Raw genomic sequence first — 25,937 nt, 5'->3', positions numbered from 1 at the left:
ATAACCTTAGCAGGTTATATGATGAGCTTATTTGTTTGCCAAGGTGAATCAAATCACCGTTTGGACATTCATACCCAACCGTCGTCACCCACCTCGGTGACGACGGTATAAAAAACTACTTCTTCTAGATTGCGTTGCGCGTTGCTCCACCTGGAGAACGAACAACGGTTACAAGTTATGCCTGATGACCATAGCGAGTTGGTACCACCCCTTCCCATCCCGAACAGGACCGTGAAACGACTTTGCGCCGATGATAGTGCTGCAACCAGTGTGAAAGTAGGTCATCGTCAGGCTTTTATTAAAAAACCCTCTGAACCAACGTTCAGAGGGTTTTTGCTTTGGGGAAGCGATTCACCCAATAGCATCATTTCCTGCAATACTGGATGGAGCGCGGTTCATCGTCAATGAATGCCCAGCTACCGAAATCCTCCCCAACCCAGCAACGATTTCCGTCGGCCCAATGAAGGGAACTGGATGGATCACAACATTTCTCTGATCACCACCATTGCCGCCGGCTTCGGCGTTGCTTTGATCCTTGGTTTCATTGCTGAACGGATCAAGGTGCCGGCGCTGGTCGGCTACCTCGTTGCGGGCATCATCATCGGGCCGGCGTCGCCCGGATTTGTGGCCGACGTGCATATCGCCTCCCAGTTGTCCGGGATAGGCATCATGTTGCTGATGTTTGGCGTCGGGCTGCATTTCTCGCCCAATGACCTGCTCGCGGTCAAGCGCATTGCCGTGCCCGGTGCGGTGGCGCAAATGGGGGCGGCAACGCTGCTGGGCACGTTCATGGCCTGGTGGTGGGGCTGGCGTTTTGGGAGTGCGCTGATTTTAGGGCTGTCGCTGTCCTGCGCCAGCACCGTGGTGTTGCTCAAGTCGCTTGAAGCCCGGAATCTGCTCGACACGATGAATGGACGCATCGCCGTCGGCTGGCTGGTTGTCCAGGATCTGGCCACCGTGCTGGTTTTGGTGCTGCTGCCCCCGCTCGCGGATGTCCTGGGCGGCGCAACGGTCCACGCCGCAGACGCTAAACCGCTTTGGGCGACCATCGGGCAAACGCTGTTGCAGGTGTCGGCCTTCATTGCCCTGATGCTGATTGTCGGGCGTCGCGTGTTGCCCTGGATGTTGTGGCAGGTGGAGCGCACCGGCTCGCGCGAGCTGTTCACCCTGTCCGTGGTCGCGACAGCGATCGGCATCGCCTACGGTGCGGCAGTCCTGTTCAGCGTGTCGTTTGCGCTCGGCGCATTCTTCGCCGGCACGGTAATGCGCGAATCCGAATTCAGCCACCGCGCAGCGGAAGAGTCTTTGCCGCTGCGCGATGCCTTTTCGGTGCTGTTTTTCGTGTCGGTGGGCATGTTGTTCGACCCCATGATTCTGGTCCAGCAGCCCATCCATGTGCTCGGCGCGGTCGCCATCATCATTTTCGGCAACTCCCTCGCGGCGGTATTGCTAGTAATCGCGTTTCGCTATCCGCTCAACACTGCATTGACGGTTGCCGCGAGTTTGGGGCAGATCGGAGAGTTCTCCATCATTCTGGCCGGTTTAGGTCTGTCGCTCGGATTGCTGCCCGCCGAGGGCATGAGCCTGGTGCTTGCCGGCGTGCTGATCTCGATTGCAATGAACTCATTCCTGTTTGCCGCCATCCAGCCGTTCCGGCGTTCGGTGCTCAAACACTCGGAGCTGGCCCGCCGTCTGGAACAGCGGCAAGACCCCTATGCCGAGCTGCCCATGAACACCGAGCACAAGTACCTCGAAGGACAAGTTGTCCTGGTGGGTTATGGCCGGGTTGGACGCCGCATTGCCAAGGCGCTGGATGCACGCGGCATCCCCTATGTAGTCGCGGAACAGAACCGCGAGCTGGTCGAAGACTTGCGTAAGAAAGGGATGGTCGCTGTTTCAGGGGATGCCGCCGATCCGGCGGTGTTGATCCAGGCGCATATTGCGGACGCCGCCATGCTGGTCGTCGCCACGCCCGATACGCTCAATGTTCGACAAATCGCCGACACCGCACGCACACTCAACCCGGACATCGAGATCGTGCTGCGCACCCATAGCGAGAGCGAATCGCTATTGCTGCGCAATGAGGGCATCGGCACTGTCTTCTTTGGCGAGGAAGAGTTGGCCAGGGGCATGGCAAGCCATGTTCTGGAACGCTTTACCCCGCAGGGATGATCCCGCTGCCGAATCACTGATGATGGCGATGCCTGCAGCTATAAAGAAAGCCAATGTGCGCTTACGAACAGGTACAAATAAATTGCGGAAAATGCGCGCCTAGACCCCATGTAGTGGAAGTACTGAACCAATGGGGGGGATGGTTACGCAGAGCGCATGCATAACCATCGCTTGAGTAATTCTTTTCCTTGCTATAGGAGCAATAGCCATGAGTCCACAAGAAACCCAATCACTGCAAGATTTTCTGAATCAACTAACTCAGGTAAGAGGCATTGCCAAAGATCCACAGGCCGATGCCTTGATTGCAAGTGCCGTTGCACAACAGCCGGACGCGGCGTACCTGCTAGTCCAGCGCGCGCTACTGATGGAGCAGGCGCTTAACACCGCCAAAACACAGATTGCCTCGTTGCAGAGCCAGATCCAGGCAACACAAACCGCCCCATCACGCAGCTTCTTCGACCCCAATGCATGGGGCAACACTTCGGCTACAGCATCGCGCCCGGCAGCACCCCCGATGATGGCGAGCATGCCTGCGGCAATGCAAGTTCCTCTTATGCAAAGCCCCGCGCCAGCGGCATCGCCGGGTTTTTTTGGTGGCGGCGTCGGCAGCGCGCTGGGCACCGTTGCGGCTACAGCAGCAGGCGTGGCGGGTGGTGCGTTCCTGTTCCAGGGAATCGAGCACCTGATGCATCCTGGCAGCGGCGCCGGATTTATGAATCAAGCCGGCATGGCGCCATCAACGACATCGACGGAGAACAACACCGTCAACAATTATTACGGCGCCGATACAGCAAAGGATGACAGTACAAGCACGGATGATGTCGCTGCCGACGACACGAGTGGCGATGACGACTCCTCGTTAATCTAGGTGTCAGAGCGCACCGCCGTAATATCGCGATTCAACGCCCCACCTTAGCCGGTGGGGCGTTTTTGTTTGTGCCGGTGACGCCAGCCAAGAGATATAAGCCATCTGATTTGTATTGCTCAACGTAAATCAATAGTGTAATTTGGCAACATAGTAATTGCCTCTGAGAAGGTTTCGCGCGGCGTGTTCATGGCTCATACAGCAAAGATGCAGTGGCATTCGGCTGCGCCAATCCTGTGCAGTTGTTGGACGGACCGGGCTTTGTGAAGAAGATTCAAGAGTTACCCGCTGAAAGCCAAACCGAACTTCTCAAGTTTGCATTCGACTGTGATTACGCCACCCCTACGTGCGCATCGTGCGGAATCAAGATGATAAAACGGGACAGCAAGCGTGGGGTGTTTTGGGGCTGTCGCAATTTTCCTCGTTGTAAAAGCAAATTCACAACCAGAGAGTAATAAGGCGCAATGGCAGGCCACTTGCCGACAGGGACGAAAATAGTGAAAAACCTCCTCGCAATTCTACTGCTTGCCGCGTCTGCATTTTCCGTTACGCATGCCGCTGCAAAAGAGCCGCCGCCTGGCGCTTATACCCAGGCCGAGCCGAACGAGGCTGATCTGACCACCCATAATCACTACACCAACAAAAGCGGCCAGATCGTGCATTCGCCGTCAAAGAGTAGGACCGGTCGCGCGCCGGCCAATGCAAGCGCCAAGTGCAGAGACGGCAGCTATAGCTTCAGCCAACATCACAGAGGAACGTGTTCTCGGCATGGTGGTGTTGCTGAGTGGATGCAATGAGCGACATAGCTTACGTAATTGGGGGTAGTCTATTCCAGGCAAATCGATTTCATTGCTCGGCGCTACGCAAGCGATTGCATCTTTACCGACTTTGTTGAAGGCACGGAAAAGCATCAGACCGAGCGCAAATAGCAATACCTTTTGACGTAGCCTAACTGAAAGGCGCGACGGCATTTAGCGTATTTCACGTCGCAACACCCAGATGCGGCATGGCCTCCTAGTCAAATTTGCCTGAATATCCTTCGCGTACTATTTTCCCGAGTTCTGCGGGCGCCCCTTTTCATTGGGCAAACGAAGAGTTAAAAAATTGCCGGAAATTTTTGAGGCTGGGGATGCGGAACTCCCGTCTTGTCATGATCGTGTCATATGGCAGTGGTGAAATGTCGCGTTTTATTGACCACCCCATCAAGACGACTGCTCTCGAAAACACCATGGATTGCGCACAACATTTATCGACCCCGGCCGTCGTGTTCCGGCCAACCGGCGCGCCTGTACATACCCGTTTCCTCACCAGGTTCGACCTGCCCGCGATCGTGGAATTGGAGCGCGAGAAATGGGATGAGGTGCAAGCTGCGTCGCAAAGCGAATTGCATAACCGCATCGACATGCATCCCGACTTGTCCATAGGTGCGTTCTGTTCCAGCACCGGCGCGCTGCTCGCCACACTCTTTCTCAAACAGGTGGCCGACGATTTCCATCACGGCGTGCGGACCTGGAACGACTGCACGATGCTTCCCTCGCCGAAGCAAAGCAGCTCCCTGTTCGGTGTCAGCTTGAGCAGCCGCAGCAGAGCCGGCGCCGAGGCGTTGTTTGCGTTTTGCTGGCCCTATGCGCTCAAGCGCGGCTGGCGTCATGTCTACCTTGGATCTCCCGTTCCGGGTTTGCGCGATTGGCTGCAAACCGGTCCGGAAAGCGATGTCGAGGAATACGCCCGCGCTTGTCGCGGCGGTCTGCCGCTGGATCCGCAGCTGCGCTACTACCACGCGCGCGGCTTCGACGAAATCATCGCGGTGAAACCGGACTATTTCCCGCATCAGCGTTCGCTCGATTATGGCGTGCTGCTGCGTCACACGGTTCCGCTCAGCGACTTTGGCCCGTTATGGCGCACCCTGCCGTTTGGCGCGGTGCAGGGCATCACGCGTGTCTTGCGGAGTTTTACATGACAGCCGCCAACCATGCGGCGGCGTCCACCCCTGGGGCGCGCGCCGGCAGTTCGAGCGACGTGCCCAGCATTGTGTTTATCTGCGTCGTGCTGGCGAACACGCTTGTGCTCGCACTGACCAATTCGCTTTGGTTACGCGCCTTGCTGGTGCTGCCGCAAGCCCTTCTGTTTATCGGCTGCCAGGAAACCAAACACATGTGCGTGCATGGCACGTTCCTGAAAAACCGCAGGCTCAACGATGCCGTCGGCACGATATGTGCGGCCATGTTCGGCGTCAATTTCATCGCATACCGCCATTTCCATTACCTGCATCATCATTCCACCTGCACCGGGATCGACCCGGAAGGGCGGCTGTATTCGCTGAGCCTGAACACGCGGCTGATCTGGTTGCTTGCGCCGGTCGAACTGCCGGTGATCTCGGGTTACATCAATTGGATCGGCTGGACCATGGTGCCGGCCAAGCATCGCATGGCCAGCCGCCTTTGTTTCGCATGGATGCTGCTGTTCGCGGTCTTGATCGGCGCATGCGCACGGGAAGCCTGTCAGGCTCTCGTTTGGGCCTATCTGATTCCACTGGCACTGTTTGCCTGGTTCGATTTCATCCTGACCCAGGCCGAGCACTATCACGCTGCTATCGTGCCTGCATCTAACCGGCGCGACACCGGCTCGATTACGCTGGACATTGTGCTGCCGGCTGGCTTGGGATGGCTGACGCTGCATCGCTCCTTGCACCGTGTGCACCATCTTGATCCCGCGTTGCGCTGGTTCGAGGCGCCCCAGCGCCTGCGCGAGGACCCGAACGCATCGCCCTTGACCTGCATGGCATTCTTGCGCAGATGGCTTGCCGGCGGCCCTCGCCTATGGCTGTGTGGCCCTCACGCATCGCCTGCGGCCTGAGCGCCATGCCATGAGCCGCTATGATTTCTCCCTGGGCGGGCCGGAGGACGATGCGCAGTTGCGTGAGCGCATGGCTGCCGATTGGATCGAAGGGGATTCCGCCATCAGCCTGCGCCGCGAGCCGTCCTATATTCGCGCTTGCCGGCTGCAGGGAGATCCCGCGCAAATCATCGTCGGGCGGGACATGGTGAGCGGCCGTATCGTGGCGACCGGCAACCGTTGCATCACGAAGACCTACCTTGACGGCGAAGTGCGGCGCGCGGCATTTCTTTCGGACTTGCGCATCCATCGCGAGCATCGGAGCGGCATGCTGCTCTCGCGGGTTTATCGTTTCCTGCGTTTGCTGCACGATGCCGATCCGTTGCCGTGCTATACCCTGGTCTATGACGACAACGAGACCGCATTGGGTAACCTGGTGGGCGGGCGTGCCGGACTGCCGCATTACCTGGAGCGTGGACGCTTGTTCACGCGCGCGCTTCATCTCTCGCGCCGCAAGCCGGCGCTGGCTGCAGAGTGCATTGAGCTACGCCGCGCCCGCAAAGAAGAATTGCCGGCAATTGTCGAATTTCTCAACCGTCGCAACCGTCAATTCCGATGGGCGCCGGTACTGGACGCTGCCGATTTTGCCGCGGGTGGCCGCTGCGATACGCTGAATGCGGAAGTTTTTTTCATCGCCATTAGGGACGGGCGCATTTGCGCGACGATGGCAGCCTGGGACCAGTTTCCGCTGCGCCAGGCGCATATCGAACGTTACCCAAAGCCGATGGCTTTGCTGCGGCATGTGCATAACCTGGTCGCGCCGCTGCTCAGACGGCCGCGCCTGCCTGCCGCAGGCGGGGCGCTGCCCTACGTCTATCTCTCATTCATCGCGGTCGAGCAGGATGACCATGCGCTGTGTACCGCATTGCTGCGGCACGCCTACAATGCCTTGTGCCAGGGGCGATGGCTGTATGCATTTGCGGCCCTGCACGACGACGATCCGCTGCTGCCGGTATTTTCGGATTACCCTGCGATTTCATCGGCGGCCAGGTTGTTCGAAGTCGACTTCTCGCGCGAACCGGATCGCGCGCTCGCGTCTTCGCTTCAGCGCGCGCGCATCGAGTTCGCTTTGTCTTGATGCCGGTCAATTCGAACTCCGATTGCTTCGTCTTACGCAACGGGATTTCGCTACGTTGGTAAATACCCTTTGGCTTGCTTGTAGCATATCTTGACGCCAGCCAAGCGCCGAATGGAACTCGGGACAATAATTTGATTTTAATGCCTGGCATGGCAGCCTAATGTTGCATATTACCTGGAGTCTGCCATGCCTATTAGCCCCAATGTTGGTCGGGGAATTCCGCTCACAGCGCAAACTTCCGCGCAGGAACCGCCATCTACCGCATCGTCGGCCGAGCAGGAGAACCCGCCAGTGGAGCGCGGACGGGCGGGTGGAATGTCGGTGCAATTGTCCACGCTTTCCGATATGTCTAGAGCAAGGCGTTCCAGATCCGAGCTCAACCTGCCGCGCAAGACGGAAGTAGTCGTTTCCTTGTCGCGCAGTTTGCGAGAGCCACCCGTGTCTCCTGGTAAAGAGGCCGAAGCCGGTGATGCGAAGGACGCGGATTGGGAGAGCATCCTGGACGCAAGCGTCGGCGCGGACGATATTCCTTCGCAAAACGGGGCGAATGCGGACACACATATCGGCATGATGCCGTTTGGCCCTTCGCATATGGCTGAAGGATACGCGCGAGTCGATCAAACCGCGCGCCGCTCTCGGTCTGATATCGGACTATCGCGCCATGCCATGCCTGGTCTTCCTTCATCGCGTAGTTTTCGTGAACTGCCTACGTCCGCTTCGGCTGCGCTGCTCGATGGTGCGGCGCGTAGCGACGATGGGATATGGCGTGAGGAATCATCGGCGCAATCCATCGCTTCGAAAGGCAAGGCCAAGCTCGAGGAGTGGTCCGGCGTGATCGATCCTTACGCTTTGCCAGACTTGCACTCGTCGGCCGCGCCGCTTACCAGCGAGGAAATCGTCGCCTCATGGCTGTCAAAGGCTGAATTGACCAATCCGCGAAGGCGCGGCGAGGCGGAGCCTTCGTCGAGTACATTGCGCGCGCCGCCGATGGGCTCTTCCCGACGCAGTGTCGCCTCCTTGCCCAGCATTGCCGAGCAGCAGGACGACCTGCGAGATCAACAACGCACCGAGCTCTCTACGAGTTCTAGAGCGCGGCGTGGTGGCAGCGTGCAGTCGCGGCCGGAGGTGCAGGAGCGTCAATCGAGCACGCCGGCGGGTAGCGCTCCACAATTCTCTCGCGGCACAGTCAAGGACCGATTTGCACAATTGGTCAATATCAAAAATGTGCCATTCACACCCCCCATCCGGGTCGAGCAGTGGGATCTGGACAGCGCGCTGGAGATTTGCCAGGGGTGGCGCAACAGCCAGGCTGGCTCGCCGGCAATACCGGAATTGTCCAGGCTCATGGCGCTGAATTTCGAACGTGCCCATGCCGGCGCGATTCCCGAGGGGAGGCGAGGGGAGAGGCTTCTTCCCAAAGGGGCGGGAGACGACGACTACTACCGGGAAATGATCGCGACCTTCCTCAAGGCTGCAGGAATCGAGAATTCCGACGAAGTGCTCAATAGTTTCAAGACGACCGGAACCGGCGCTCTGCACCGGCAGCCGGTCATGTCTTCGTCTACGGTGGGCGGTGCGGTAAGCAGCATCGCGCAGATTGCCGCATCCTCCCATCCGGCGGCAAAAACCGCATTGTCGGCGGTCCAATTGATTCTCACTGCCGTGACTACCAAGCTTTCGTTTGACTCCGCGGAGTTGCGCATGCGTAACGCCGGCACCGAGGAAATCATGCCATTGGGGAAAGCCGATGCCTCTCCGAGCGCGAAAACCGGACCCAATGTTTTGGGTGCGGCGGCAACGCTCGTATGGCGCTTACCTAAGATCCGGCAATGCGTGCAACGGATGGAAAAGGCGCAGATCCTGCTCGATGCCGCGACATTGAGGCTTGCCGCGGCGGACATCTCTCCCGGAGACTACCTGCATGCTGAAAACGATGTCCGTGCCGCAGGAGAAAAACTCGGCATCGCGTACGCGCGGTTCTGCTTGCGCAACGAGCTGAAGACGGACTACAAAACCGCTTCTGAAAGCGCCAAAATCGAATATGAGGGCAACAAGCGCTACCTAGGCGTCAGTGGCGCAAGCGCCGCATTTTCCGTTACGGCGACCGTTCTGGGTATCTTGCCCCATGCTGCTGCGGCCGCCGTGACGGGGGGCGTCAGCGCCGCAGCGGTGACGGCGGTGGCATTGATGTACGTGGTTTATCAGCTCAGTTCCGGGCCGAGCAAAGATGGGGAAGCCAAGGCAAAGCGCGCCATCGTGGCGCTTGGGAAGTCGCTCGATCTGCTCGGCGGCAACGCGGCCATACAGCAAAAGGAAAGAGCGCAAGCCTATCAAATTTACATCAAGGAAAAGCGCCTCTGGCGCCGCCCGGAAGTGCGCGCACAGGCAAGAGTCAAGCTACTCGCCACGCTAGACGATATCGCGCGCCGCGACACGACAGAGCATGACGTCAAGCCGCTGGCGAACTGGACAGCTTATGCCGATTACCGGCAGCAAGTGGAAGCCGCAGCCGGCGACCCGCATGCCGTGCAGGAGCTGGAGGCGGCCTTTACGCAGGCGCACCAGGCCGAGTTCAAGGTTTCGACCCTCGCCGACTCCTGGAAAACGCCGTATCGCATGCGCCTGGACAGCATGGGCCGTATCTTGCTCGGCAAGAGTGGCAAGACGCTGGCGGCATTGCTGAAATCCGCCGCCCGCACCGGACAGGCATCGTCCGGCCGCTCCGCACAACGCACATTTGCGCAGGCGCAGATTCATGCCGGCTTGCGCGCCGACGTCAAAGCCAGCCTGCGCGATTGGATCTCATTTGAGCTGGCGCAATCCAACATCAAGAGCGTGCTCTCCGAGGGCGAAGGCCCCGCTGCGCAAGCCGGTTTGCAATCGGCCGCCCGGGCTCTCGCAGCGATCAAGGATGGCGATGCACAGGCGCTGTTCACCGGCGACGGCCGCGGTCAGGTAGAGGCGACCGAATTGGCGAAGAGATTGACTGCCGGCGAGGCCGAGCGCTACACCATAACCAATGCCGGTTCCGCCACGCTGGCGGGCGTAGCCAATACTTTCGGCGCTGCGGCGAGCCTGGGCTTCAACATCAGGAATGAAATCAAGATAAGTCACGGCATCCACGTTCCTAAGACGTACAATGATCAGAACGACGCGCGCGTGTTTTTGCAAGGAACGGCCCCGGTCACGGCGCCATACACCTCGGCCGAACGTGCCCGGTTCCAGAAGACCAGCATGGCGAAGTTGTTGGGAACGCTGGCGCGGGATGGCGATCCGGTTTCTCTCAGACTGGACATCGCTGAGGCAGATCCGTCGGCGATGGATATGAGCGATCCGCGGATCGATGTCGCGCTCGACAAGCTGGTGGACGATCTCGAAAGGCTGGCCGACTTGCCGGACGATATCAAGCTTTCGATTGGCGGGAAGAGCATCGCAACCGGCAAGTTGAGCGGCACGTCGAACTATTTCGACTGGCGCTACAAGCAGGCGTCAGCCAGCACCAAGGCCAAGTTCCAGATGCGGCGTACTGGGATGATTGCCAATAACATGCATGTTTCCATCACGTCCCCGATCAGCCAGCTCGTGGCCCAGATACCGCTATCCATGACCCGGCGTGCGGCCAATCGCGGCCAGGAGATGAGCCATGACGTGCGCGACCGCCTCACCGGTCTCACCAGGCAATCGTCGTCCGTCCAAGATCCGTCAACCGGCGATGGAGATTGATTTTTTGGCCGTCGCGCCCGATCGTATGGACGGCGCGAGCGAACCGGCCGCTTCAACGTCGAGTTGTTTGCTGATAACAATCATATCCGCAGAAGGGCGTCGCCAATTGATCGCATACGAACAATAAGTCTCCCATGTTTTGCAGGCTCTCGCAGACTGCAGCAACTCGGCTACACAATCGAGCAAGCCATCTTCGGGGGCGGGCATGCGCGCGGCCATGACACCGAGCGCAACGATCAAGCCATCGACGACGAACTCGTCCTCCGCACCGCGCGTCGCTCGGGAGTCAAACAGATATTACTTGGCGAAACCGAGCTGTTTCGTGAAATCCTGCGCATCCCAGAACAAGCACTCGTGGTCCATGGTGCCCTTCGTTCAATGGCCAATCGTCGCCATCGTTATTGCAAATAGCTGGTCGGTAGGCTGGAAGAATTTACCGTCGCCGATCGGCATCGGCTTGGTAATTGTACCGGTCATGATGCCGGTTGCCGTCGTCCACGATCCTGAGCCGAAGCGGATCGGATGATTCTTGATGGTGATGTCCGGGGCGCAGACAAACATTTCCTTCAGGTCGACGATATGCTCTTCAATGCGCCCACCCAGACCCGGTTGCGTACGGTCTTGTACCCATAGTTGCGCGCTGAACGGGACGGTAATTGCATTACCACACCAACCGGCATGGTGACAACGATACTATCGTCGATTGGCCTCGCGCCTCAATCAACGCGCTAGTCATCTGGTGAGAGCGCAGCCGGCCGATCAGCCGACGCGGTACGTCAGCTGGCGGCAAAGCGATCAGAAGCGATAGCCGACGTTAAGGAAAGTTATCACCGGTCGTATCTTGAGTGTCGCAGTGCTGTCAATTACCGTGCCGCCGGCTGTTGTTCCCGTCAGCGTAGCCGTTGTTTTTACCGGAACGTAGGAAACCGACAGACCAACCGACCAGTGGTCATCGATCGCATAGTTTGCGCCGGCACTGAATGCCGGTGACCACGAACTGGTCGCATGGACAGTAGCTGATCCACCCGGGCCCATTTTGCTGGTCACGAAATCATTGTTGGACACTTGAGCATCGATAAACTTGGTGTAATTGACACCCAGACCAACATATGGACGAAACTTGGTTTGCGCATCGAAAAAGTGGTAACGCAACAAGATAATCGGAGCGATCGGCTTGGCCTTGCCAAGCACACCGAATGACGACAGCGTACCTGTCCCTTCGAATTTCAGATAGTTCGGATATCCAGCAACCGCCTCCACCGAAATATCATCGGTAAAATAATGCGCGAAGGTGAAGCCCAAAGTATCGGTCTTCTGGGCAGCGAAGCCGGTGCCGGTTTCCACCAGATTGACCGGCATGCCGTTGATGCTGTGGACCGTTAACGGTGTGGATTGGTTCTGTGGCGCGGCATGCAACCAGCCTACGCTGATCACATTACTGCCGGCGGTTTGCGCCTGCGCCATGCCGGCAGCACTGAACATCGCAAATCCCGCCGTCACCACACCTAACCGTTTGCTCATAAATTGCATTTTCATTTTGTCTCCTTCGTGATTTGAAATCGTTGCGCCCGCGCACCGCAGGCTAGGTGGCAGCGCCCAGCAAGGCTAACGATTCGCTTACGATGCTGTCGAGCTGGTCCAGCGGACCGTCGTGCAGCACGGTGCGGTCCGGCCGTACCACGGCGACCCAGCCAACTGGCGCCGCACCCGGTACCAGGCAGTCCGTCATGTCTTCCCACGAGTCGGCCGGCGCGCCGTGCTGGCCGCGGTGGCGCAACTGCACAACGTGGCCGCCGGCCCGCTGCCAGCGCGCTCGCAGCTCCAGGGTCAGCGCCGCTTGGGCATCGCAGCCAAAGCCGATCAGGTTCAGCTTGAGGCCCAGCACTTCGTCGCTGGGCAGGCAGCCCGCATGCGCGGCGCTACGCACCAGGCCCTGCGGCAGCAAGCCGCCGCGGACCAGCCGCGCGCGCCCGCGCCCCGGCTGGAACAGGCCGCGCCGGAAGCTGTTAGCCGGCTTGATCTTCAAGTCCTGGAACCAGGCCCGGGTGAAGGGGACGCGCTGCAACAGCGCCATCGAGCCGTGCACGCACAGCGCCGCCAGCCGGTTGCGCGGCATGACCAGGCGGCCCATCAGCAGCGCCAGCTGGATGATGGACTTGGCATGCGGGCGGCGCTCGGTGTCGTAGCTGTCGAGGATGGACGACGCGGCGCGCCCGTGTACTACCCAGGCCAGCTTCCAGCACAGGTTGGCCGCGTCGCGCAGGCCGGCCACCAGGCCTTGGCCCACGAACGGCGGCGTGATGTGGGCCGCGTCGCCGGCCAGGAACACGCGGCCGCGCGAGAAGCGCTCGACGATGCGGGCGTGGAAGCGGTACACGGCGGTGCGCTCGATGGTGACGTGGTCGGTGTCGCACCAGGGCGCCAGCAGTTCGCGGATCTTTTCCGGCCGCTCCATCTGCTCTCGGGTCTCGCCCGGGGCCAGCTTGAATTCCCAGCGCTGGCGGTCGCCCGGCGCCACCATGTGGGGTGTCGGCCGGCGCGGGTCGCAGATGAATTCCACGTGGTCGATCGGATTGGGCACGCCGATGGCGTCGACCACCAGCCAGTCCTCGCTGAAGGTCTGGCCGTCGAAGCCAAGGCCGGCGCGCTGGCGCACCGGCGAGCTGGCGCCGTCGACGCCGACCAGGTAGCGGGCCCGCACCGTGGCCAGCGCGCCGTCGGCCTGCCTGAGAGTGGCGCTGACCCCATCGGCGGTCTCGGTATAGTCCACCAGTTCGGTGTCCAGCGCGGTCTGCACGCAGGGATAGAGAGCCAGCCTGGTGCGCAACGTGCGCTCCAGCTCCGGCTGGTAAAAGGTCACCAGGCGCGGGTGGCCATCCTGCTCGCCGGCGGTGTTGGCGCGCGCGTAGCGGCCGAACAGCGGCGAATGCATCTGCACTTTGGCGATGGCGTGGGTAGCGAACGCGCCTTCCTCCAGGCCAGCCAGCTGCAGGATGCGTAACGCCTCGTTGTCGAGCGCGATGGCGCGCGGCATGGTGAACACGTCGCTGGCCTTGTCGATTGCCAGCGTGCGCACGCCGTAGCGGCCCAACAAGTTGGCGGCGGCGGCGCCGACCGGACCGAGGCCGACCAGCAGCACGTCGATGGTGCCGGGCAGGGGAGTAGTCATGGTGATTCCTTTAAGTCCTGTGGCAGGATATCGATGGCGTAGCTGAAGCCGGCCAGCGCAGCACGGGCACGCTCGCATTGCGGCGCTGCGGCCTGGATGGTGGCGACCGCGCCGCGGCGGGCGTCGGCCTGCACTTGGACGCTGGCGTCAACGCTGTGCTGGGCCAGCCGCTGGCGGAACACGTGGGCGGCGGCGCGCATGCGCAGCTCGGCCTTGGCAACCTTGCCGACTGCCGTCAGCGCCATTTGCTCCAGCACCTCGATGCGCACCGGAACGGCGGCCGGTTCCGGCACCAGCACGCGGGCGGCGGCCTGCAGCGTCTCCGGCAGGATGATGGCGCCGGCTTTCAGCGTAACGTAGGCCACCGGCAGTTCGCCCGCGTGTTCGTCCGGCTGGCCGACGGCGGCCGCCATGGCCACCGCCGGATGGTGCAGCAGCGCGTCCTCGATCATGGCCGGATCGATGTTATGGCCGCCGCGGATGATCAAGTCCTTGGCACGGCCGGTCAGGTGCAGGAAGCCGTCCGCGTCCAGGTAGCCGAGATCCCCCGTGTTGAGCCAATCCGGCGCTAGCCAGATGCCCCGGTTGTCGCGTTCGTTCAGGTAGCCGGGGAACACGTTGGGGCCGGACACGCCGATCACGCCGGTCTCGCCGCTGGCGCAGGCGCGCACGGCCAGGCCGGCGCTGTCGACCTGCCACACCTGCAAGTCCTGGTGCGGCAGGCGCAGACCGACGCTGCCGGCGCGGTGGCCGCCGTCGGTGGGATTGAGCGAGGAGATGCAGGCGCCCTCGGTCAGGCCGTAGCCCTCGCACAGCGGGATGCCGGCCGCCGCCTCGAAGCGGCGCGCCACTTCGGCCGGCAACGGCGCCGCGCCACAAAAGGCGTGGCGCAGCGAGGACAGGTCGGCGCCGTCGCGCGGCAGGCCGGCCAGGGTGGCGAAGATGGTGGGCACGCCGCTGAAGCTGGTGGCGCGGAAGCGCTCCACCAGGCGCCAGAAGTTGGCCAGCACTTCCTTGCCGCGATAGCCCTGCGGGGTGAGCATCACCACCTCCCAGCCGCAGTGGAATGCGGCCAGCCCGGTCACCATGGCGCCGTTGACGTGGAACAGCGGCAGCCCACACAGCACCACATGATGGCTCGGCTCCATCAAGCTCAGCATGCAGGCCACAAAGGTTTCGTTCAGGTGGGTGTGCACCGCGATCTTCGGCAGGCCGGTGGTGCCGCCGGTATGAAAATAGGCGCAGCGGTCACTGGCGTCGATGACGCGACCGGACGCCAGCCGGTCCGGGCGCTCCGCCAGCAGCGCGGCATCGAACGGCAGGATGCGCAAGTCGGCGCGCTGCGGCCGGGGTGCGGCCTGATACAACGCGTCCAGCGCGGCGCCGGCGGCCGGGTCGACATAGGCCGCCAGATTCACCACGAACAGGGTGCGCAGCGACTGGCAGCGCTCGACCACCGCCAGCGCCTTGCTCCAGCCATCGCTGTCGGGCAGCGGCGCCAGCGCCACCAGCGCGGTGGCCCCGGTGGCGTTGACGATGCTGGCGATGTGTTCCACGTCCAGCATGGGATTGATCGGACTGGCGATGCCGGCCGCCTGCGCGCCCAGCAGCGCGTAATGGGTTTCCGGCAGATTGGGCAGCAGCAGCGCGACTGCCTGTCGGGAGCTGACGCCGGCGCGGTGGAAGGCGTTGGCGGCGCGCGTTACCTGTTCCAGCAGGTTGCGGTAGTTGATGGCGAACGCGGGTGCATCCGGCGCGCCGGACAGCACAAAGCGCAACGCGCTGCGGTCGGGATGGCGTTCGCAGGCTTGCTGCAGCAGTTCATAGGTGGTGCGGGCCGGCAGCTTTTGCTGCCATGGGGTTTGTTCAACAGCGCGCAGGTCGTCCAGCGAACGGATGCGGGTAGGCGCGTCCGTCGCTACGAGGGTAAAGTCAGACATGGGAACTCCGTAGGTGTGCGGTTCAGGTCAGAGGGGGGGCGGCAGCAGCACGGTATGGTCGGCGCGCGGCTGCACTGGCATCTCGCGCACCTGCAGCAGGCTGGCGTCGCCGAACTGCTCGACGGTGGCGGCCAGGCAGGGCGTGCTCATGCCGCCACCACCTGGTTGCGCTGTTCGCCCAGGTCGAGCCTGCCGTCGTCGCTGCGGATCGCCGCCGTAATGACGTCGCCCGGCCGCAGGTAGGCCGGATTGCCCAGCCCTTTCTGGATGAACAGGCGCCATTTGGTGGCGTCCGACAGCAGGTGCTTCATCGCCCACAGCGCCAGCTTGCCGGGCGCGCGCGCGGCACAGCCGGCCGGGGTGCCGGTGGCGATCAGGTCGCCCGCGTCGAGGTCGTGCAGGGCCGACAATTCGGTCAGGGTCTGGTGCGGCTTGTAGATCATGTCACCGCAATAGCTGTCCTGGCGCGGCTGGCCGTTGACCGCCAAGCGCATGTGCAGCTCGGGCCAGCGCAGCCATTCCTCGGCGCTGAGCAGCAGCAGGTAGGGCCCGGCCGGGCCGAAGGTGCGGTAGCTCTTGCCCTTGTAGAATTGGCCCTGCGGCAGTTGCACGTCGCGCGCGGAGATGTCGTTGACGATGGTGACGCCGGCCAGCCAGTGGTGCAGCTCGCCGCTGCCGACTGCGGTAGCTCCGCGCAGCGAGCGTCGCATCACCAGGCCCAGCTCGATTTCGTAATCCAGCAGGCGCACGTGGGCCGGCCGCACCACGTCGTCGTGCGCCGATGCCAGCGACGAGGGTGCTTTGGTGAACAAGGTGTTGAAGCCGATCCGCGCCGGGTCCATGCCGGACTCACGCACGTGGCTGGCGTAATTGGTGCCCTGGCAAAGGAACTGGCGGTCGCCGGTGATGGGCGACAGCAGCGCGACCTGATCGAGCGCCAAGAGCGCCTGCGCCGGCGTGCTGGCGTGAGCCTCGTCGATGCCCTCGTTGATGAAGTCGGCGGTGCTGGCGTAGTGGCGCGACAACGGCGCGATGCGTCGTTCGTGAACTACGCCCCAGGCCGGTTTGCCTTCGTGCTGATAGCGGACCACAGTGGTTGCCATGATGTTCTCCCTGGTTCTCTGTTATTGGAATGGATGGTGCTGCGGGCAGGTCACAGCCACGGACGCGGGCGCCCCATGGCGCGGCCCAGCAGCTTCAGGCGCGCGACCGACAGCCGTCCGCGCCACAGCAACCGGAACACCTTGAACAAAGTGCCGAGGTCGCGCTGGACTCCCATTGAGGCCGGCACATCGTCGCCCCAGGCCCAGATGCCCGACAGCTCCAGCGGCACGTAGTGGGTGGGGTAGTCGGCGGTGAACACGTCGCCGTCGGTGTAGTGCTCGAACTCCATGCCATCCGGGTCGTACCAGTAGTCGAACAGCTGACTGCCCAGCACATGGCGGCCGATACCCCACATGTGGCGGTGGCCGTTGGCGCGCAACACGTTGTGGCCCTGTCCCAGCGCGTCCAGGTCGACCACTTCGTAGGCGCTGTGCTCATACTTTTCCTCGATGCCGCCAGCCAGCACGAAGCTGTGGTGGTCGGCCGGCGCGGCGCCCAGGTCGAGACGGAAGAAGGACAAGTTGGGCGAGCCGTCCTCCAGGTACTGTACGTCGGTGGGAATCAGGCCCAGGTGGCGCATGTACCACTGCGCCATGTTGGAGAAGTCGATGGTCTGCAGCACCACGTGTCCCAGGCGCGCGACCGCGGCCGGTTCCAGTGGGGGGCGCACTGTGGCGTTCACGCGCGGGAGATGGCCAACGCTGTTGGTCAGCGGGTGCAGCGGCGCGCGCAGCGGCAGCGGCGGCAGCGGCGTTTGGTCGCAGACCAGCCACAGCAGGTTGCCGGCTGGGTCGACCAGCTCAACGCCGCTGCCGCCGCCCGGGATAGCGTCGGCCGGCAGGCGGCGCGCGCCGGCTTGGCGTTCCAGCTTGATCAGCTCGGCCTCGTCGGCCACGCGGAAGGCGGCGCCCAGGTAGCGCGAGCGGTTACCGCGCCGCGCCAGGTAGATGCAGGGCGCCGTGCCGCTGCCGCGCATCAGCAATTGGCTGGCGTCGCGCGCCACGGTGCGCATGCCGAAGTCGGTGAGGAAGGTTTCGGTGGCGTCGAGATCGCATTTCTCGAACATCAGGAATGCCAGAGCGTTCGCCTTGACCAGCGCGGCCGGGCGTTTCAGCCTTTGTACCTGCGGCGGCAGAGTATGTTCCGGATAGGTCGGCTGCGTGCGCAGCAGGGCGCGCGAGGATGCAGTCATAGTGTCTCCTGGTGGATAGGGTTGCCGGGGCGGCGATTTATTATCGCTTCTAAATGACATTGTAGTCATTGTGACGCATGTGTCAATTCAAATTTCGTATAATCGAGCTGATGAGCACCGCATTGGCAGCACCGCACAGGGCAGAATATGAAATCGGAAAACACGCCAAATCACCGCGCCGGGTCGCTGCCGAGCGCCGGGAAAAGACCCGCGCCAAGCTACTGGAAAGCGCGTTGTATGTGTTTTCCAGCAAAGGGCCGCAGGCCGTCATCGAGGATGTCATCGCCCAGGCGTGGCGCAGCCGCTGCCGGCGCAGACGTTGCCGGACAGTGCGCTGTTGCTGCGGGCGCAGCCTGATCCGGCTTAAGCTGCCGGGCTGGCGAATCTGGTATTATCGCTGGCGTACCAACTGCCCGGACCACCACCATGCCCGCTGCCGCCAATCCCACCGACCACCGACCGCGCGTTGCCGCCGAGCGTCGCGAGCGCATGCGCTCGCGACTGATCGAGAGCGCTCTGGTCGTGTTCGCGCAAAAAGGTGCCGGCGCCAGCGTGATTCCCGACGTGGTGGCGGCGGCCGAAGTGTCGCAGGGTTCTTTCTATAACTATTTCCGCACCAACGAAGACTTGCTGGTTGCCGTCAGCGAGCAGATCAGCAATGAGATGCTGGAGCTGATCGAAGGCGTGGTCGGCACCATCGAGGATCCGGCGCTGCGGGTGGCGACGGCGATCCGCTGTTATTTGCACCTGGCCCGTTCCTGCCGCCTGGTGGCGCACTTCGTGTCCGGCGCCGGCCTGCGGGTGGCGGGCGCCAAGAGCGTGCTGTACGAAGTGCTGCCGCCCGACTTGGACGAGGGTGTCAAGCGCGGCCAGTTCGACCCCGCCGCGCTGGCGGTGGCGGTCGACGTCGTCAAGGGCGTGGTGCTGGTCGCGTTGCACCGCATGGCGCAGGGTCGGATCGCCAAGGATTATCCGGAACAGATCGTCCAGGCCATCCTGCGCTCGCTGGGCGTGAGCGCCGCCGCGGCGACCCGGCTGACGGCGACGCCGCTGCCGCGCCTGGCCGTGCCCGACGATTCCCTGCTGGCGCGAGCCCAGGCGCGCATCGCGACTATGGCCTCCGACCATGGGAAAGCCTAAAAAAACAAGAGCAATCGACTCTCGTGCGAGTCAACCGCCGATCGACTGTAAGGCATCCTCATGCAGCTCAACGCCTTTGATACGCGGCGATGTCCTGGGCGATCTCGGTCGCCACGCGCCGCATGGCTTGCCGCTGTGCGGCGACCAGGGTGGGGTAATCGGCCGCCGTTCCTGCCACGGGCTGCCGAAAACTGCTGCGGCCGACGATGGCGCTTCCGCTGCGATGTTCGACGCGCCACAGCACGTCGACATCCACGCCTTGACCAGCAACGGCGTCTAACTGCTGGAAGTCGAGCATGAGCTTGAAATCGACGTCGTAACCTGCGGCGTCCGAGGGCAAGGCGGCGATGCGGCTCGAATCAAGGAGTTCGCCGAGATCGTTCGCCATCACTCGGGGAATTTCGCGACGCAACGGTTCCGCCCAGCGGTATTGCTCGCTCAACGTCACCTGGTTGCCGCCGGTGCGCATTACTAACTGCGAACGGTCGATGCGCTCGGGCACGTTTGCGCGGACCACGGCGATGCTCGGCGCGTTCGAAACTCCGGCTATTTTCGGTCGGCCGTCGTCGAGCGTGACGAGGCGGGTAGGCGGCGCGTCGGCGCAGGCGCTAAGGAAAGCGAGGGCGGCGATGCACGCCAGTCTTGCGGGAGATATCATTTGCTTGCCTTCTTTCCGGTAAGGACGGATTGGGGTTGTTGTTCGAGCGTGTCGGCGAGGTCGCGTACGGAGGCGGCGGCGCGCTCGACTTCGCGCAAGGTGTCGCGCAATTCCATTTGCACCGGCGCATCACTTGACAGGACGGCGTTGGCGCGGGCTAGCGTTTGCCGCGCGTCGCGCAGGGTGGGCGCCACTTCCGGCACGACCTCCTGGTCGACATGGGCGATAAGGCGGTCGACGCGCTGCAGAGTGCCTTGCAAGGTGTCTACGACCGCCACCAATTTCTCCTGTAGCGAATCGAGGCTGCCCGGCTGGGTCGGCAATTCGGGGATCGGCCGATTCCAGCCAATCGGGGCGGCCTTTGCCTTCGGGAAGAAGTCGAGCGCGACATAGCGTTGGCCGGTGAGCAGGTTGCCGGTGCGCAGTTGGCCGCGAAATCCCTTGGCCACCATGCCATCAAGGATCTGCCGCAGCCCTTGCTGGGTCGGCAGTGCGGTCGGCCGGTTCCGCTGCTGGCGGGCGAAGCGTTCGGGGTAGAGACTAATCTCGACGGCCATCGCGACATCGCTGGCGCGACGATTGAAATCGATGTCGATGCGCGACACTTCCCCGGCCGAAATCCCGCGGAAATCCACGGGCGCGCCGACGGTCAGGCCGCGCACCGATTCGTTGAAGACCAGCACGTACTTCTGCACGATGCTGTCCGGCTGGCGGAGCGCCGTCGTCTGGTCGGAGAACAGCGTGAAACGCGATGCGACAGGCGCTTCACCGTTGCTCGCGTCACCGCCGCCAAAGGCGACGCCGCCTGCGACTACGCTGAGCAGCGATTGCATTTCCAGCTTCATGCCGTCCGCGCCCACCGACAGATCGATGCCGCTGGCGTGCCAGAATCGCGTCGCCGTTGTGACGAAATGATCATAAGGCTCGTCGACAAAGATACGCACATCCACGCCTTTGCCGTCCGGACGCATGACATAGCCGACCACCCGTCCGACCGGAATGTGGCGGTAATACACCGGGGCGCCGACGTCGAGCGAACCGAGGTCGTCGGCGCCCAGCACAAATTGCCGCCCGGGCATGTCGCCAATCACCAGCGGCGGCGATTCCAGTCCGACGAAGGCGCGCTTGACGTTCCTCGACTTGCCGGGATCGAGCGCGATGTAGGCGCCCGAGAGCAAAGTGTTCAAGCCCGAAACGCCACCCGCCGCGACGCGCGGGCGCACGACCCAGAATCGACTGTCTCCGGCCAGTAGGGGCGCGGCTCGCTTGTCCATCTGGACGGAGACCTTGACCGAGTGATGATCTTCGCTGAGTGCGATGGCGGTTACCGTGCCGATAGCTACCTCCTTGTACTTGAGCTTGGTCTTGTGCACATCGAGCCCGTCGCCCGACGCGAATTGCAGCTCGATTTCGGGGCCGCGCTGAAGAATGGCACTGACCGCAAGGCCGATGCCGATAAGGACTGCGACCAGCGGTACGATCCAGATCAGGCTGATGGGGGAACGGCGGCGGGTCACCTTCTTGGCAGCGGGAATTGGCCGCGGCTCGGTGCAGGGGAGGTTCTGGTTCACAATGTAATTTCCTTGGTTTGGGGGTTATCGGCCGCATCCCAGATCAGCCGGGGGTCGAAGGCCATCGTCGCCAGCATGCTCAGGACGACGACGGCCGCAAACGCCGCCACACCGGCGCCGGGCAGAATCGACGCCAGCGACTCGACTTGTACCAGGGCGGCGAGGATGGTCACGACGTATACGTCGAGCATCGACCAGCGGCCAATCAATTCCAGCAGCCGATACAGCTTGGTACGGTGTAGCGGCTGACGCCGCGAGCCGCGCTGGACGCCAACTAACAGCGCGGTCAGGGATAGCAGCTTGACCAGTGGCACCGCGACGCTGGCGATGACAACGACCACAGCCAACACCCAGGAACCGCTGCTCCAGAGATAAACGACGCCGCTCATGATCGTGTCCTGTTGCACTCCGAACAGGGAACGGGTTTCCATGATTGGCAGCAGGTTGGCCGGCAGGTAAAGTGCATAGGCGGCGATCAGCAGGGCCCAAGCACGTTGGATGCTATGCGGCTTGCGAAGATGCAGCGGTGTGCCGCAGCGCCGGCAGGCGCGGTCTGTGGCGGGCGAGCCAAGCAGCCCGCAGGTCGGGCACACGGTCTTGCCGATGGATGCCGCAGTGGTGCCATTCATTGCTTTGCCTCCTCCCATGCTTGCCACAGATCGCGCGGCTCGATGATGGCGCCTAGGGTCGTGAGCAGTAGCATCAGCATGGCGAAACATGGCATTGCCGGGCCGGGCAGCACGTCGGCCAGGTGCGCCAGCTTCACCAGCGCGACCAGGATGCCAAGAATCAACACCTCCACCATCGCCCACGGGTGAGCCGCCTGCAGCGTGCGGAGCACCCGCGCAAAGGCAGGTGGCCGCCGGCCGAACATGAGCGGCAGCACCAGCCAGATCAACCCCGTCATCTCCAACAGCGGCGTCACGGTCGTCGTCGCCAATACCAGAAGCGAAACGGCGTGCATGTCAGCCTGCCAAAGCTGAGTGACCGCACCGATGACTGTAGTGTCAATGTGTTGCCCTTGCAGGTTCAAGCCGACCACCGGGAAAACGCTGGCGATGGCGAGTAGCACCAGGGCAGCACAGGCCAGGGCCAGCGTATGCTCCAGGCTGTTGCGGCTGCGCCGGTAAAGGTGCGCGCCGCAGCGTGGGCACAGAGCGATGTATGTCTCCGCCGTTGTCGGCTCTTCGCCCACCAACAGGTCGCATTCGCGGCAAGCCGTCTGGCCCTCGCCTTGCGGCGTCGAGAGCATTACGTCAGTTTTCATGAATCACCTCGAGATCGCGTGGATGGGCGGCGCAAAAGGGGAACCACGCGACGGTAAGCATGTTCGCTAGAAAATTTCGCGCAATCCTCAGCCCGCGCGTGGATGAGGGGAGCGCGAAATTTGATGACCGGATCGATAGGATGAGTTGCATGGGATTGCTGTCTCGCGTAGCGACGCCGTTTCAGTGATGCAACAGCGAGGCGTTGACCATTGCGCCGTCGTGCCAGTGATGGCTCAACCGCGATACCAGAATGGCCGCCGCAGCGTCGCCAATGTCCATATGGACCAGGGCGCATGGATTGGCGGCGTTACCTTCACGGATGATCTCGACCCGGGCCACCGGGCCAAAGCCGCTGAGCCATGACTGGACAGCAGACTCGGTGACGCCGGAACGGAGTCCCGTGACCAGGATCTTTTTGGTCGTCGCGGTCAATGCCCGATCGTCGTCGGATTGACTGATGGCGACGACGTTGCGCTGTGTGCCCAGATCGATCACGCCATCGGCGCTGCGGATGCCGGCTTCGACAACTTGGCCGGGTTGCAGGTACTGCGTACTCTCTTCTTGCGCCTCCAGGAACAAGGCCCACTTCTTGGCCTCAGGCAGAAGCGCAGCGATTTTCTGTTTGGCAGGTGACGGAATGAGCAAAGCGCATCCCGCCGGCGTGCCGGTGGCGATAAGGTCGCCTGGAAAAATATCCTGCAGGCTGGCCAGCTCGTTGAGCGTGGCCACGGGATCATGCACCATGTTGCCCGAGCTGTCGCTCTGGCGCAACTGGCCGTCGACCGTGAGCGTGAGCTGCAATTGCTTGAGGTATTGCATGTCGCCGGCTTCGAGCAGGCACAGCCACGGCCCGACGGGTCCAAAGGTGCGGTAGCTCTTGCCCTTGTAGAACTGCATTTGCGGGATCTGGATGTCACGTGCCGAGTAATCGTTGACAACCACGATGCCGGCAATGAACTCGTGCAGGTTTTGCTCGGTCACTTGCACCGGGCCGGTTATTTCGCGGCGCATTATCAGACCAAGCTCGACCTCGTAGTCAAGAAAGCGCACGTGCGCCGGGCGGATCACCGGGCTATCGGCGGCCACGATGCAGCTGGTGGCCTTGGTGAAGATCATGTTGAAATGCTTGGTGTCCGGGTCCATGCCCGATTCGATCATGTGCTCGCGATAGTTCGCGCCCTGGCAGACGAACTGCTGATTGCGAGTAACCGGGCTGAGCAGGGTGATGAGGTTGCGCGGGATGGGTGTGCCGGTGAGCTTGGCGAGTTCGGCGGGCTTCACCGCACGCACCAGTTCGCCCGTGGTCGTGTAGCTTTCCGGTAGTGGGATCACGCCGTCGGCGCTAAGCACGCCCCAATGGACGTGGTTCTGGTACTCAAAATGAGCGAGGTGGATGGCCATGATGGTTCCTATTAGTAAATGTTGTTTTTAAAAATTCAAAGAATTGAAGTGCCCGGCTGACAAATAGTTCGCCTTTTAAGTGATAGGTGGCTGTATATGCGTCATCCGCCGTCCGATTCGAAGTCATATAGGAGATCCCGTGCAGCCGAGCGCCGGCGTAGTCCTTGAGCGTGCCGGTGACGCGCGAGCAGGCGTTCGTCTGTCGCGACTACGCTGATCGTCTCGCCAATGATGCGAACCACGCCGAGAACCGGCAGTACCAGCATCGTCCCGGCAATACCGGCCACCGCTCCACCAGCGAATATCATTACAACCGTCATCAAGGGGTGCATGCGCAGCTCTCGACCAACGGTCATCGGCATATACACAAAATCGTCGAGCAGACGTACAAAGACGAAGAACCCCACAACCGAGTAGGCCATCGAAGGAGCATCGGGAAAATCTGTTGCCGCTACCAGCATCACCAACACACCGCCAAGAACTGAACCTACAAAGGGAATCCACGCCAGCACGGCGCACGTCAATCCGAGAGCCAAGGCACTCGGGAACCCCAAAATCCAGAGCCCGCCGGCAAGCGTCAGGGTATCGAGGGCGGTGAGCTTCAGCAGGCCCATGAAATAGGCGCTGGCGATCCGGTCAACCTGATGAAGCAGGCTCAAGCTCTTCTCAAAATAAGCGTTGGGAACAGCGCCACTCATGAGATCTTTGAATCGTCGCCCGTCCCGAAGGAGAAAATAGGCAAAGAAAGGTACGAGAAGGAGCGGAGGTAAATTAGTCGAAAGTGCTATGCCCAGTGGTTCGAGATGTTCGCTGAATGAACTCGACTGATCGATGCGTTGCATGACCGTATCGCTCAAGTGGGCTCGAGCGAATGGGGAAAAACCGGCCTCCAGCATGCCCAATACCTTGTGCAAAAAATGTATTCCCCCTTGCAGATAGCGATCTGCCGACGTATGCCAATCAGCGGCTTGGCTTACCGCGTGGGGCGCCATCAGTGCGATCAAAACCACGGCAAGCATGAGGAAGGAAAACATCACCAATGCAGCTGCTTTATTCCGTGTAAGGCCCCGATGAGTCAGAGCCTGCATCAAGGGATAGAGCGTGTAGTAGAGGAGCAATGCCAACAAAGCGGGCAGCACGAGCCACAATATTCCCCTTAAGGCGAGCAATATGGCGAGCGTTGCGCCGATGATGATTGCCCACACCAGCGGCCCCGGCTCACGATGAATTGTTCTGTTCATAGGTGTCGATGATTCCCGACGGTCAACCCGAGCTCTCGCAGCCGCTGCCCCAAATGGCGCAGGAGCTGTCTGCCGATCTTGTGTGCGATGCGCAGGTGGCTTTCCATCAAGCCATGAAAGTCCTCCCGGAAAAGTACGGCCATCTTGCAATCGCTGGCGGCACGAACCTGTGCCGTTCGAACCGATTCATCGAGCAAGCCCAACTCGCCGAAGAATTCGCCAGCGCCAAGGGTTGTCAGATGTCCGTCTTCAAGGCTCCCCTGCCTGCAAATGGTCACCTGGCCTTCGAGCAAAAAATAGATCGCCTGCCCGACCTCGCCCTCATCGAAGATCACTTCGCCGGTGAGGTATTCACGCGTATGCAGCAGACCGGCGACAATAGTGAGTTCCTGCTTGGAGAGGCCCTCGAATAGAGAGAGTTTCCTCAATCCTTCAAGGTCGTCACTGTGCCTACGGAATATCAGGAAGTCTAAGACCATTGTGCCGTCTCCTTCGTCAAACGCAGGTCGGAACGGCAGGA

The 25,937-nt window shown here is 61.8% G+C and carries 24 protein-coding genes, 1 rRNA gene and 1 pseudogene; 10 read left to right on the top strand and 16 right to left on the bottom strand.

Annotation, left to right across the window (positions count from 1 at the left end):
• The first annotated feature begins 180 nt into the window (after positions 1–180).
• From rrf to BLV81_RS21540, 9 genes are all read left to right on the top strand, one after another.
• A 5S ribosomal RNA gene (rrf, locus tag BLV81_RS21580) occupies positions 181–293 on the top strand.
• Between the two features lie 181 nt (positions 294–474).
• Entirely contained in the window at positions 475–2,172 is a 1,698-nt protein-coding gene (ybaL, locus tag BLV81_RS21575) for a cation:proton antiporter domain-containing protein (protein ID WP_092359967.1), read from the top strand.
• A 208-nt stretch (positions 2,173–2,380) separates the two neighbouring features.
• Positions 2,381–3,040 (top strand): DUF2076 domain-containing protein, encoded by a 660-nt coding sequence (locus BLV81_RS21570; RefSeq protein ID WP_092359966.1) that lies wholly within the window; start codon positions 2,381–2,383, stop codon positions 3,038–3,040.
• Positions 3,041–3,249: 209 nt separating this feature from the next.
• On the top strand, positions 3,250–3,492 hold the full coding sequence (locus tag BLV81_RS24495) for a topoisomerase DNA-binding C4 zinc finger domain-containing protein (RefSeq protein ID WP_143036408.1): 243 nt from the start codon (positions 3,250–3,252) through the stop codon (positions 3,490–3,492).
• 9 nt (positions 3,493–3,501) lie between these two features.
• Positions 3,502–3,834 carry a DUF3761 domain-containing protein gene (locus BLV81_RS21560; RefSeq protein ID WP_092359964.1) on the top strand — a complete coding sequence of 111 codons (333 nt, stop codon included), beginning with the start codon at positions 3,502–3,504 and terminating at the stop codon, positions 3,832–3,834.
• Between the two features lie 380 nt (positions 3,835–4,214).
• Positions 4,215–4,997, top strand: a complete 783-nt coding sequence (locus BLV81_RS21555; RefSeq protein ID WP_255365412.1) for a hypothetical protein — start codon at positions 4,215–4,217, stop codon at positions 4,995–4,997.
• Positions 4,994–5,893, top strand: a complete 900-nt coding sequence (locus BLV81_RS21550; RefSeq protein WP_092359963.1) for a fatty acid desaturase family protein — start codon at positions 4,994–4,996, stop codon at positions 5,891–5,893. Before BLV81_RS21555 ends, BLV81_RS21550 begins: the two co-directional genes overlap by 4 nt.
• 10 nt (positions 5,894–5,903) lie before the next feature.
• A complete protein-coding gene (locus BLV81_RS21545; protein ID WP_143036407.1) occupies positions 5,904–7,010 on the top strand; it encodes a hypothetical protein in 1,107 nt (368 codons plus the stop codon).
• Between the two features lie 186 nt (positions 7,011–7,196).
• Positions 7,197–10,733 (top strand): hypothetical protein, encoded by a 3,537-nt coding sequence (locus BLV81_RS21540; protein ID WP_143036406.1) that lies wholly within the window; start codon positions 7,197–7,199, stop codon positions 10,731–10,733.
• A gap of 375 nt (positions 10,734–11,108) precedes the next feature.
• Here the strand turns inward: BLV81_RS21540 and BLV81_RS21535 are convergent, their stop codons facing one another.
• The 8 genes from BLV81_RS21535 to BLV81_RS24015 all read right to left on the bottom strand — a co-directional run bounded on the left by BLV81_RS21535 (position 11,109) and on the right by BLV81_RS24015 (position 18,629).
• Positions 11,109–11,294, bottom strand: coding sequence for a hypothetical protein (locus BLV81_RS21535; RefSeq protein ID WP_092359960.1), 186 nt, complete (start codon positions 11,292–11,294; stop codon positions 11,109–11,111).
• A gap of 234 nt (positions 11,295–11,528) precedes the next feature.
• Positions 11,529–12,263: an OmpW/AlkL family protein gene (locus BLV81_RS21530; RefSeq protein WP_255365414.1), complete on the bottom strand. Its 735-nt coding sequence runs from the start codon at positions 12,261–12,263 to the stop codon at positions 11,529–11,531.
• A 52-nt stretch (positions 12,264–12,315) separates the two neighbouring features.
• The gene (locus tag BLV81_RS21525) at positions 12,316–13,902 is read right to left on the bottom strand and encodes a bifunctional 3-(3-hydroxy-phenyl)propionate/3-hydroxycinnamic acid hydroxylase (RefSeq protein WP_092359959.1); all 1,587 of its coding nucleotides are present in this window, start codon (positions 13,900–13,902) and stop codon (positions 12,316–12,318) included.
• On the bottom strand, positions 13,899–15,842 hold the full coding sequence (locus tag BLV81_RS21520) for an acyl-CoA synthetase (RefSeq protein WP_092359958.1): 1,944 nt from the start codon (positions 15,840–15,842) through the stop codon (positions 13,899–13,901). Before BLV81_RS21520 ends, BLV81_RS21525 begins: the two co-directional genes overlap by 4 nt.
• A gap of 27 nt (positions 15,843–15,869) precedes the next feature.
• Positions 15,870–15,992 (bottom strand): hypothetical protein, encoded by a 123-nt coding sequence (locus tag BLV81_RS24330; protein ID WP_255365411.1) that lies wholly within the window; start codon positions 15,990–15,992, stop codon positions 15,870–15,872.
• Positions 15,989–16,945: a fumarylacetoacetate hydrolase family protein gene (locus tag BLV81_RS21515; RefSeq protein WP_092359957.1), complete on the bottom strand. Its 957-nt coding sequence runs from the start codon at positions 16,943–16,945 to the stop codon at positions 15,989–15,991. Before BLV81_RS21515 ends, BLV81_RS24330 begins: the two co-directional genes overlap by 4 nt.
• Positions 16,946–16,995: 50 nt before the next feature.
• Positions 16,996–18,138: a VOC family protein gene (locus BLV81_RS21510; RefSeq protein WP_092359956.1), complete on the bottom strand. Its 1,143-nt coding sequence runs from the start codon at positions 18,136–18,138 to the stop codon at positions 16,996–16,998.
• 218 nt (positions 18,139–18,356) lie between these two features.
• Positions 18,357–18,629 carry a hypothetical protein gene (locus tag BLV81_RS24015; protein WP_176992927.1) on the bottom strand — a complete coding sequence of 91 codons (273 nt, stop codon included), beginning with the start codon at positions 18,627–18,629 and terminating at the stop codon, positions 18,357–18,359.
• Between BLV81_RS24015 and BLV81_RS21500 the strand changes: the two genes are divergently transcribed.
• The gene (locus BLV81_RS21500; RefSeq protein WP_092359971.1) at positions 18,628–19,278 is read left to right on the top strand and encodes a TetR/AcrR family transcriptional regulator; all 651 of its coding nucleotides are present in this window, start codon (positions 18,628–18,630) and stop codon (positions 19,276–19,278) included. The two genes, BLV81_RS24015 and BLV81_RS21500, sit on opposite strands and share 2 nt — an antisense overlap.
• Positions 19,279–19,345: 67 nt before the next feature.
• On the opposite strand, the gene BLV81_RS21495 is transcribed toward BLV81_RS21500, so the two are convergent.
• The 8 genes and pseudogenes from BLV81_RS21495 to BLV81_RS21465 form a co-directional block, all read right to left on the bottom strand.
• On the bottom strand, positions 19,346–19,936 hold the full coding sequence (locus BLV81_RS21495) for a PqiC family protein (RefSeq protein ID WP_092359954.1): 591 nt from the start codon (positions 19,934–19,936) through the stop codon (positions 19,346–19,348).
• A complete protein-coding gene (locus BLV81_RS21490) occupies positions 19,933–21,507 on the bottom strand; it encodes a PqiB family protein (RefSeq protein WP_092359953.1) in 1,575 nt (524 codons plus the stop codon). Before BLV81_RS21490 ends, BLV81_RS21495 begins: the two co-directional genes overlap by 4 nt.
• Entirely contained in the window at positions 21,504–22,154 is a 651-nt protein-coding gene (locus tag BLV81_RS21485) for a paraquat-inducible protein A (RefSeq protein ID WP_255365410.1), read from the bottom strand. The genes BLV81_RS21490 and BLV81_RS21485 overlap by 4 nt, the downstream gene beginning before the upstream one ends.
• Positions 22,133–22,774 carry a paraquat-inducible protein A gene (locus tag BLV81_RS21480; RefSeq protein WP_092359951.1) on the bottom strand — a complete coding sequence of 214 codons (642 nt, stop codon included), beginning with the start codon at positions 22,772–22,774 and terminating at the stop codon, positions 22,133–22,135. Before BLV81_RS21480 ends, BLV81_RS21485 begins: the two co-directional genes overlap by 22 nt.
• Positions 22,775–22,955: 181 nt before the next feature.
• Complete coding sequence (locus BLV81_RS24325; RefSeq protein ID WP_369823917.1) at positions 22,956–23,270, bottom strand: RNA recognition motif domain-containing protein; 315 nt, start codon at positions 23,268–23,270, stop codon at positions 22,956–22,958.
• Positions 23,244–24,176: pseudogene (locus tag BLV81_RS21475) on the bottom strand (fumarylacetoacetate hydrolase family protein); the annotation flags it as partial. The gene BLV81_RS24325 and the pseudogene BLV81_RS21475, both read right to left, overlap by 27 nt.
• 101 nt (positions 24,177–24,277) lie before the next feature.
• Positions 24,278–25,417 (bottom strand): AI-2E family transporter, encoded by a 1,140-nt coding sequence (locus BLV81_RS21470; RefSeq protein WP_092359949.1) that lies wholly within the window; start codon positions 25,415–25,417, stop codon positions 24,278–24,280.
• Complete coding sequence (locus tag BLV81_RS21465; RefSeq protein WP_092359948.1) at positions 25,414–25,896, bottom strand: cyclic nucleotide-binding domain-containing protein; 483 nt, start codon at positions 25,894–25,896, stop codon at positions 25,414–25,416. Before BLV81_RS21465 ends, BLV81_RS21470 begins: the two co-directional genes overlap by 4 nt.
• Positions 25,897–25,937 lie beyond the last annotated feature (41 nt).

Source organism: Collimonas sp. OK242, from assembly GCF_900107095.1.
GTDB lineage: Bacteria > Pseudomonadota > Gammaproteobacteria > Burkholderiales > Burkholderiaceae_D > Collimonas.
Note: the sequence above shows the minus strand (reverse complement) of the source record. Positions and strands in the feature narration are given on the sequence as shown.

What these genes read in the sequence shown, in the direction of transcription:
- ybaL (WP_092359967.1), top strand. Translation starts at nt 475, where the DNA reads ATGGATCACAACATTTCTCTGATCACCACCATTGCCGCCGGCTTCGGC.
- BLV81_RS21570 (WP_092359966.1), top strand. Translation starts at nt 2,381, where the DNA reads ATGAGTCCACAAGAAACCCAATCACTGCAAGATTTTCTGAATCAACTA.
- BLV81_RS21560 (WP_092359964.1), top strand. Translation starts at nt 3,502, where the DNA reads ATGGCAGGCCACTTGCCGACAGGGACGAAAATAGTGAAAAACCTCCTC.
- BLV81_RS21555 (WP_255365412.1), top strand. Translation starts at nt 4,215, where the DNA reads ATGTCGCGTTTTATTGACCACCCCATCAAGACGACTGCTCTCGAAAAC.
- BLV81_RS21550 (WP_092359963.1), top strand. Translation starts at nt 4,994, where the DNA reads ATGACAGCCGCCAACCATGCGGCGGCGTCCACCCCTGGGGCGCGCGCC.
- BLV81_RS21545 (WP_143036407.1), top strand. Translation starts at nt 5,904, where the DNA reads ATGAGCCGCTATGATTTCTCCCTGGGCGGGCCGGAGGACGATGCGCAG.
- BLV81_RS21540 (WP_143036406.1), top strand. Translation starts at nt 7,197, where the DNA reads ATGCCTATTAGCCCCAATGTTGGTCGGGGAATTCCGCTCACAGCGCAA.
- BLV81_RS21535 (WP_092359960.1), bottom strand. Translation starts at nt 11,294, where the DNA reads ATGTTTGTCTGCGCCCCGGACATCACCATCAAGAATCATCCGATCCGC.
- BLV81_RS21530 (WP_255365414.1), bottom strand. Translation starts at nt 12,263, where the DNA reads ATGCAATTTATGAGCAAACGGTTAGGTGTGGTGACGGCGGGATTTGCG.
- BLV81_RS21525 (WP_092359959.1), bottom strand. Translation starts at nt 13,902, where the DNA reads ATGACTACTCCCCTGCCCGGCACCATCGACGTGCTGCTGGTCGGCCTC.
- BLV81_RS21520 (WP_092359958.1), bottom strand. Translation starts at nt 15,842, where the DNA reads ATGTCTGACTTTACCCTCGTAGCGACGGACGCGCCTACCCGCATCCGT.
- BLV81_RS24330 (WP_255365411.1), bottom strand. Translation starts at nt 15,992, where the DNA reads ATGAGCACGCCCTGCCTGGCCGCCACCGTCGAGCAGTTCGGCGACGCC.
- BLV81_RS21515 (WP_092359957.1), bottom strand. Translation starts at nt 16,945, where the DNA reads ATGGCAACCACTGTGGTCCGCTATCAGCACGAAGGCAAACCGGCCTGG.
- BLV81_RS21510 (WP_092359956.1), bottom strand. Translation starts at nt 18,138, where the DNA reads ATGACTGCATCCTCGCGCGCCCTGCTGCGCACGCAGCCGACCTATCCG.
- BLV81_RS21500 (WP_092359971.1), top strand. Translation starts at nt 18,628, where the DNA reads ATGCGCTCGCGACTGATCGAGAGCGCTCTGGTCGTGTTCGCGCAAAAA.
- BLV81_RS24015 (WP_176992927.1), bottom strand. Translation starts at nt 18,629, where the DNA reads ATGCGCTCGCGACGCTCGGCGGCAACGCGCGGTCGGTGGTCGGTGGGA.
- BLV81_RS21495 (WP_092359954.1), bottom strand. Translation starts at nt 19,936, where the DNA reads ATGATATCTCCCGCAAGACTGGCGTGCATCGCCGCCCTCGCTTTCCTT.
- BLV81_RS21485 (WP_255365410.1), bottom strand. Translation starts at nt 22,154, where the DNA reads ATGGGAGGAGGCAAAGCAATGAATGGCACCACTGCGGCATCCATCGGC.
- BLV81_RS21480 (WP_092359951.1), bottom strand. Translation starts at nt 22,774, where the DNA reads ATGAAAACTGACGTAATGCTCTCGACGCCGCAAGGCGAGGGCCAGACG.
- BLV81_RS21470 (WP_092359949.1), bottom strand. Translation starts at nt 25,417, where the DNA reads ATGAACAGAACAATTCATCGTGAGCCGGGGCCGCTGGTGTGGGCAATC.
- BLV81_RS21465 (WP_092359948.1), bottom strand. Translation starts at nt 25,896, where the DNA reads ATGGTCTTAGACTTCCTGATATTCCGTAGGCACAGTGACGACCTTGAA.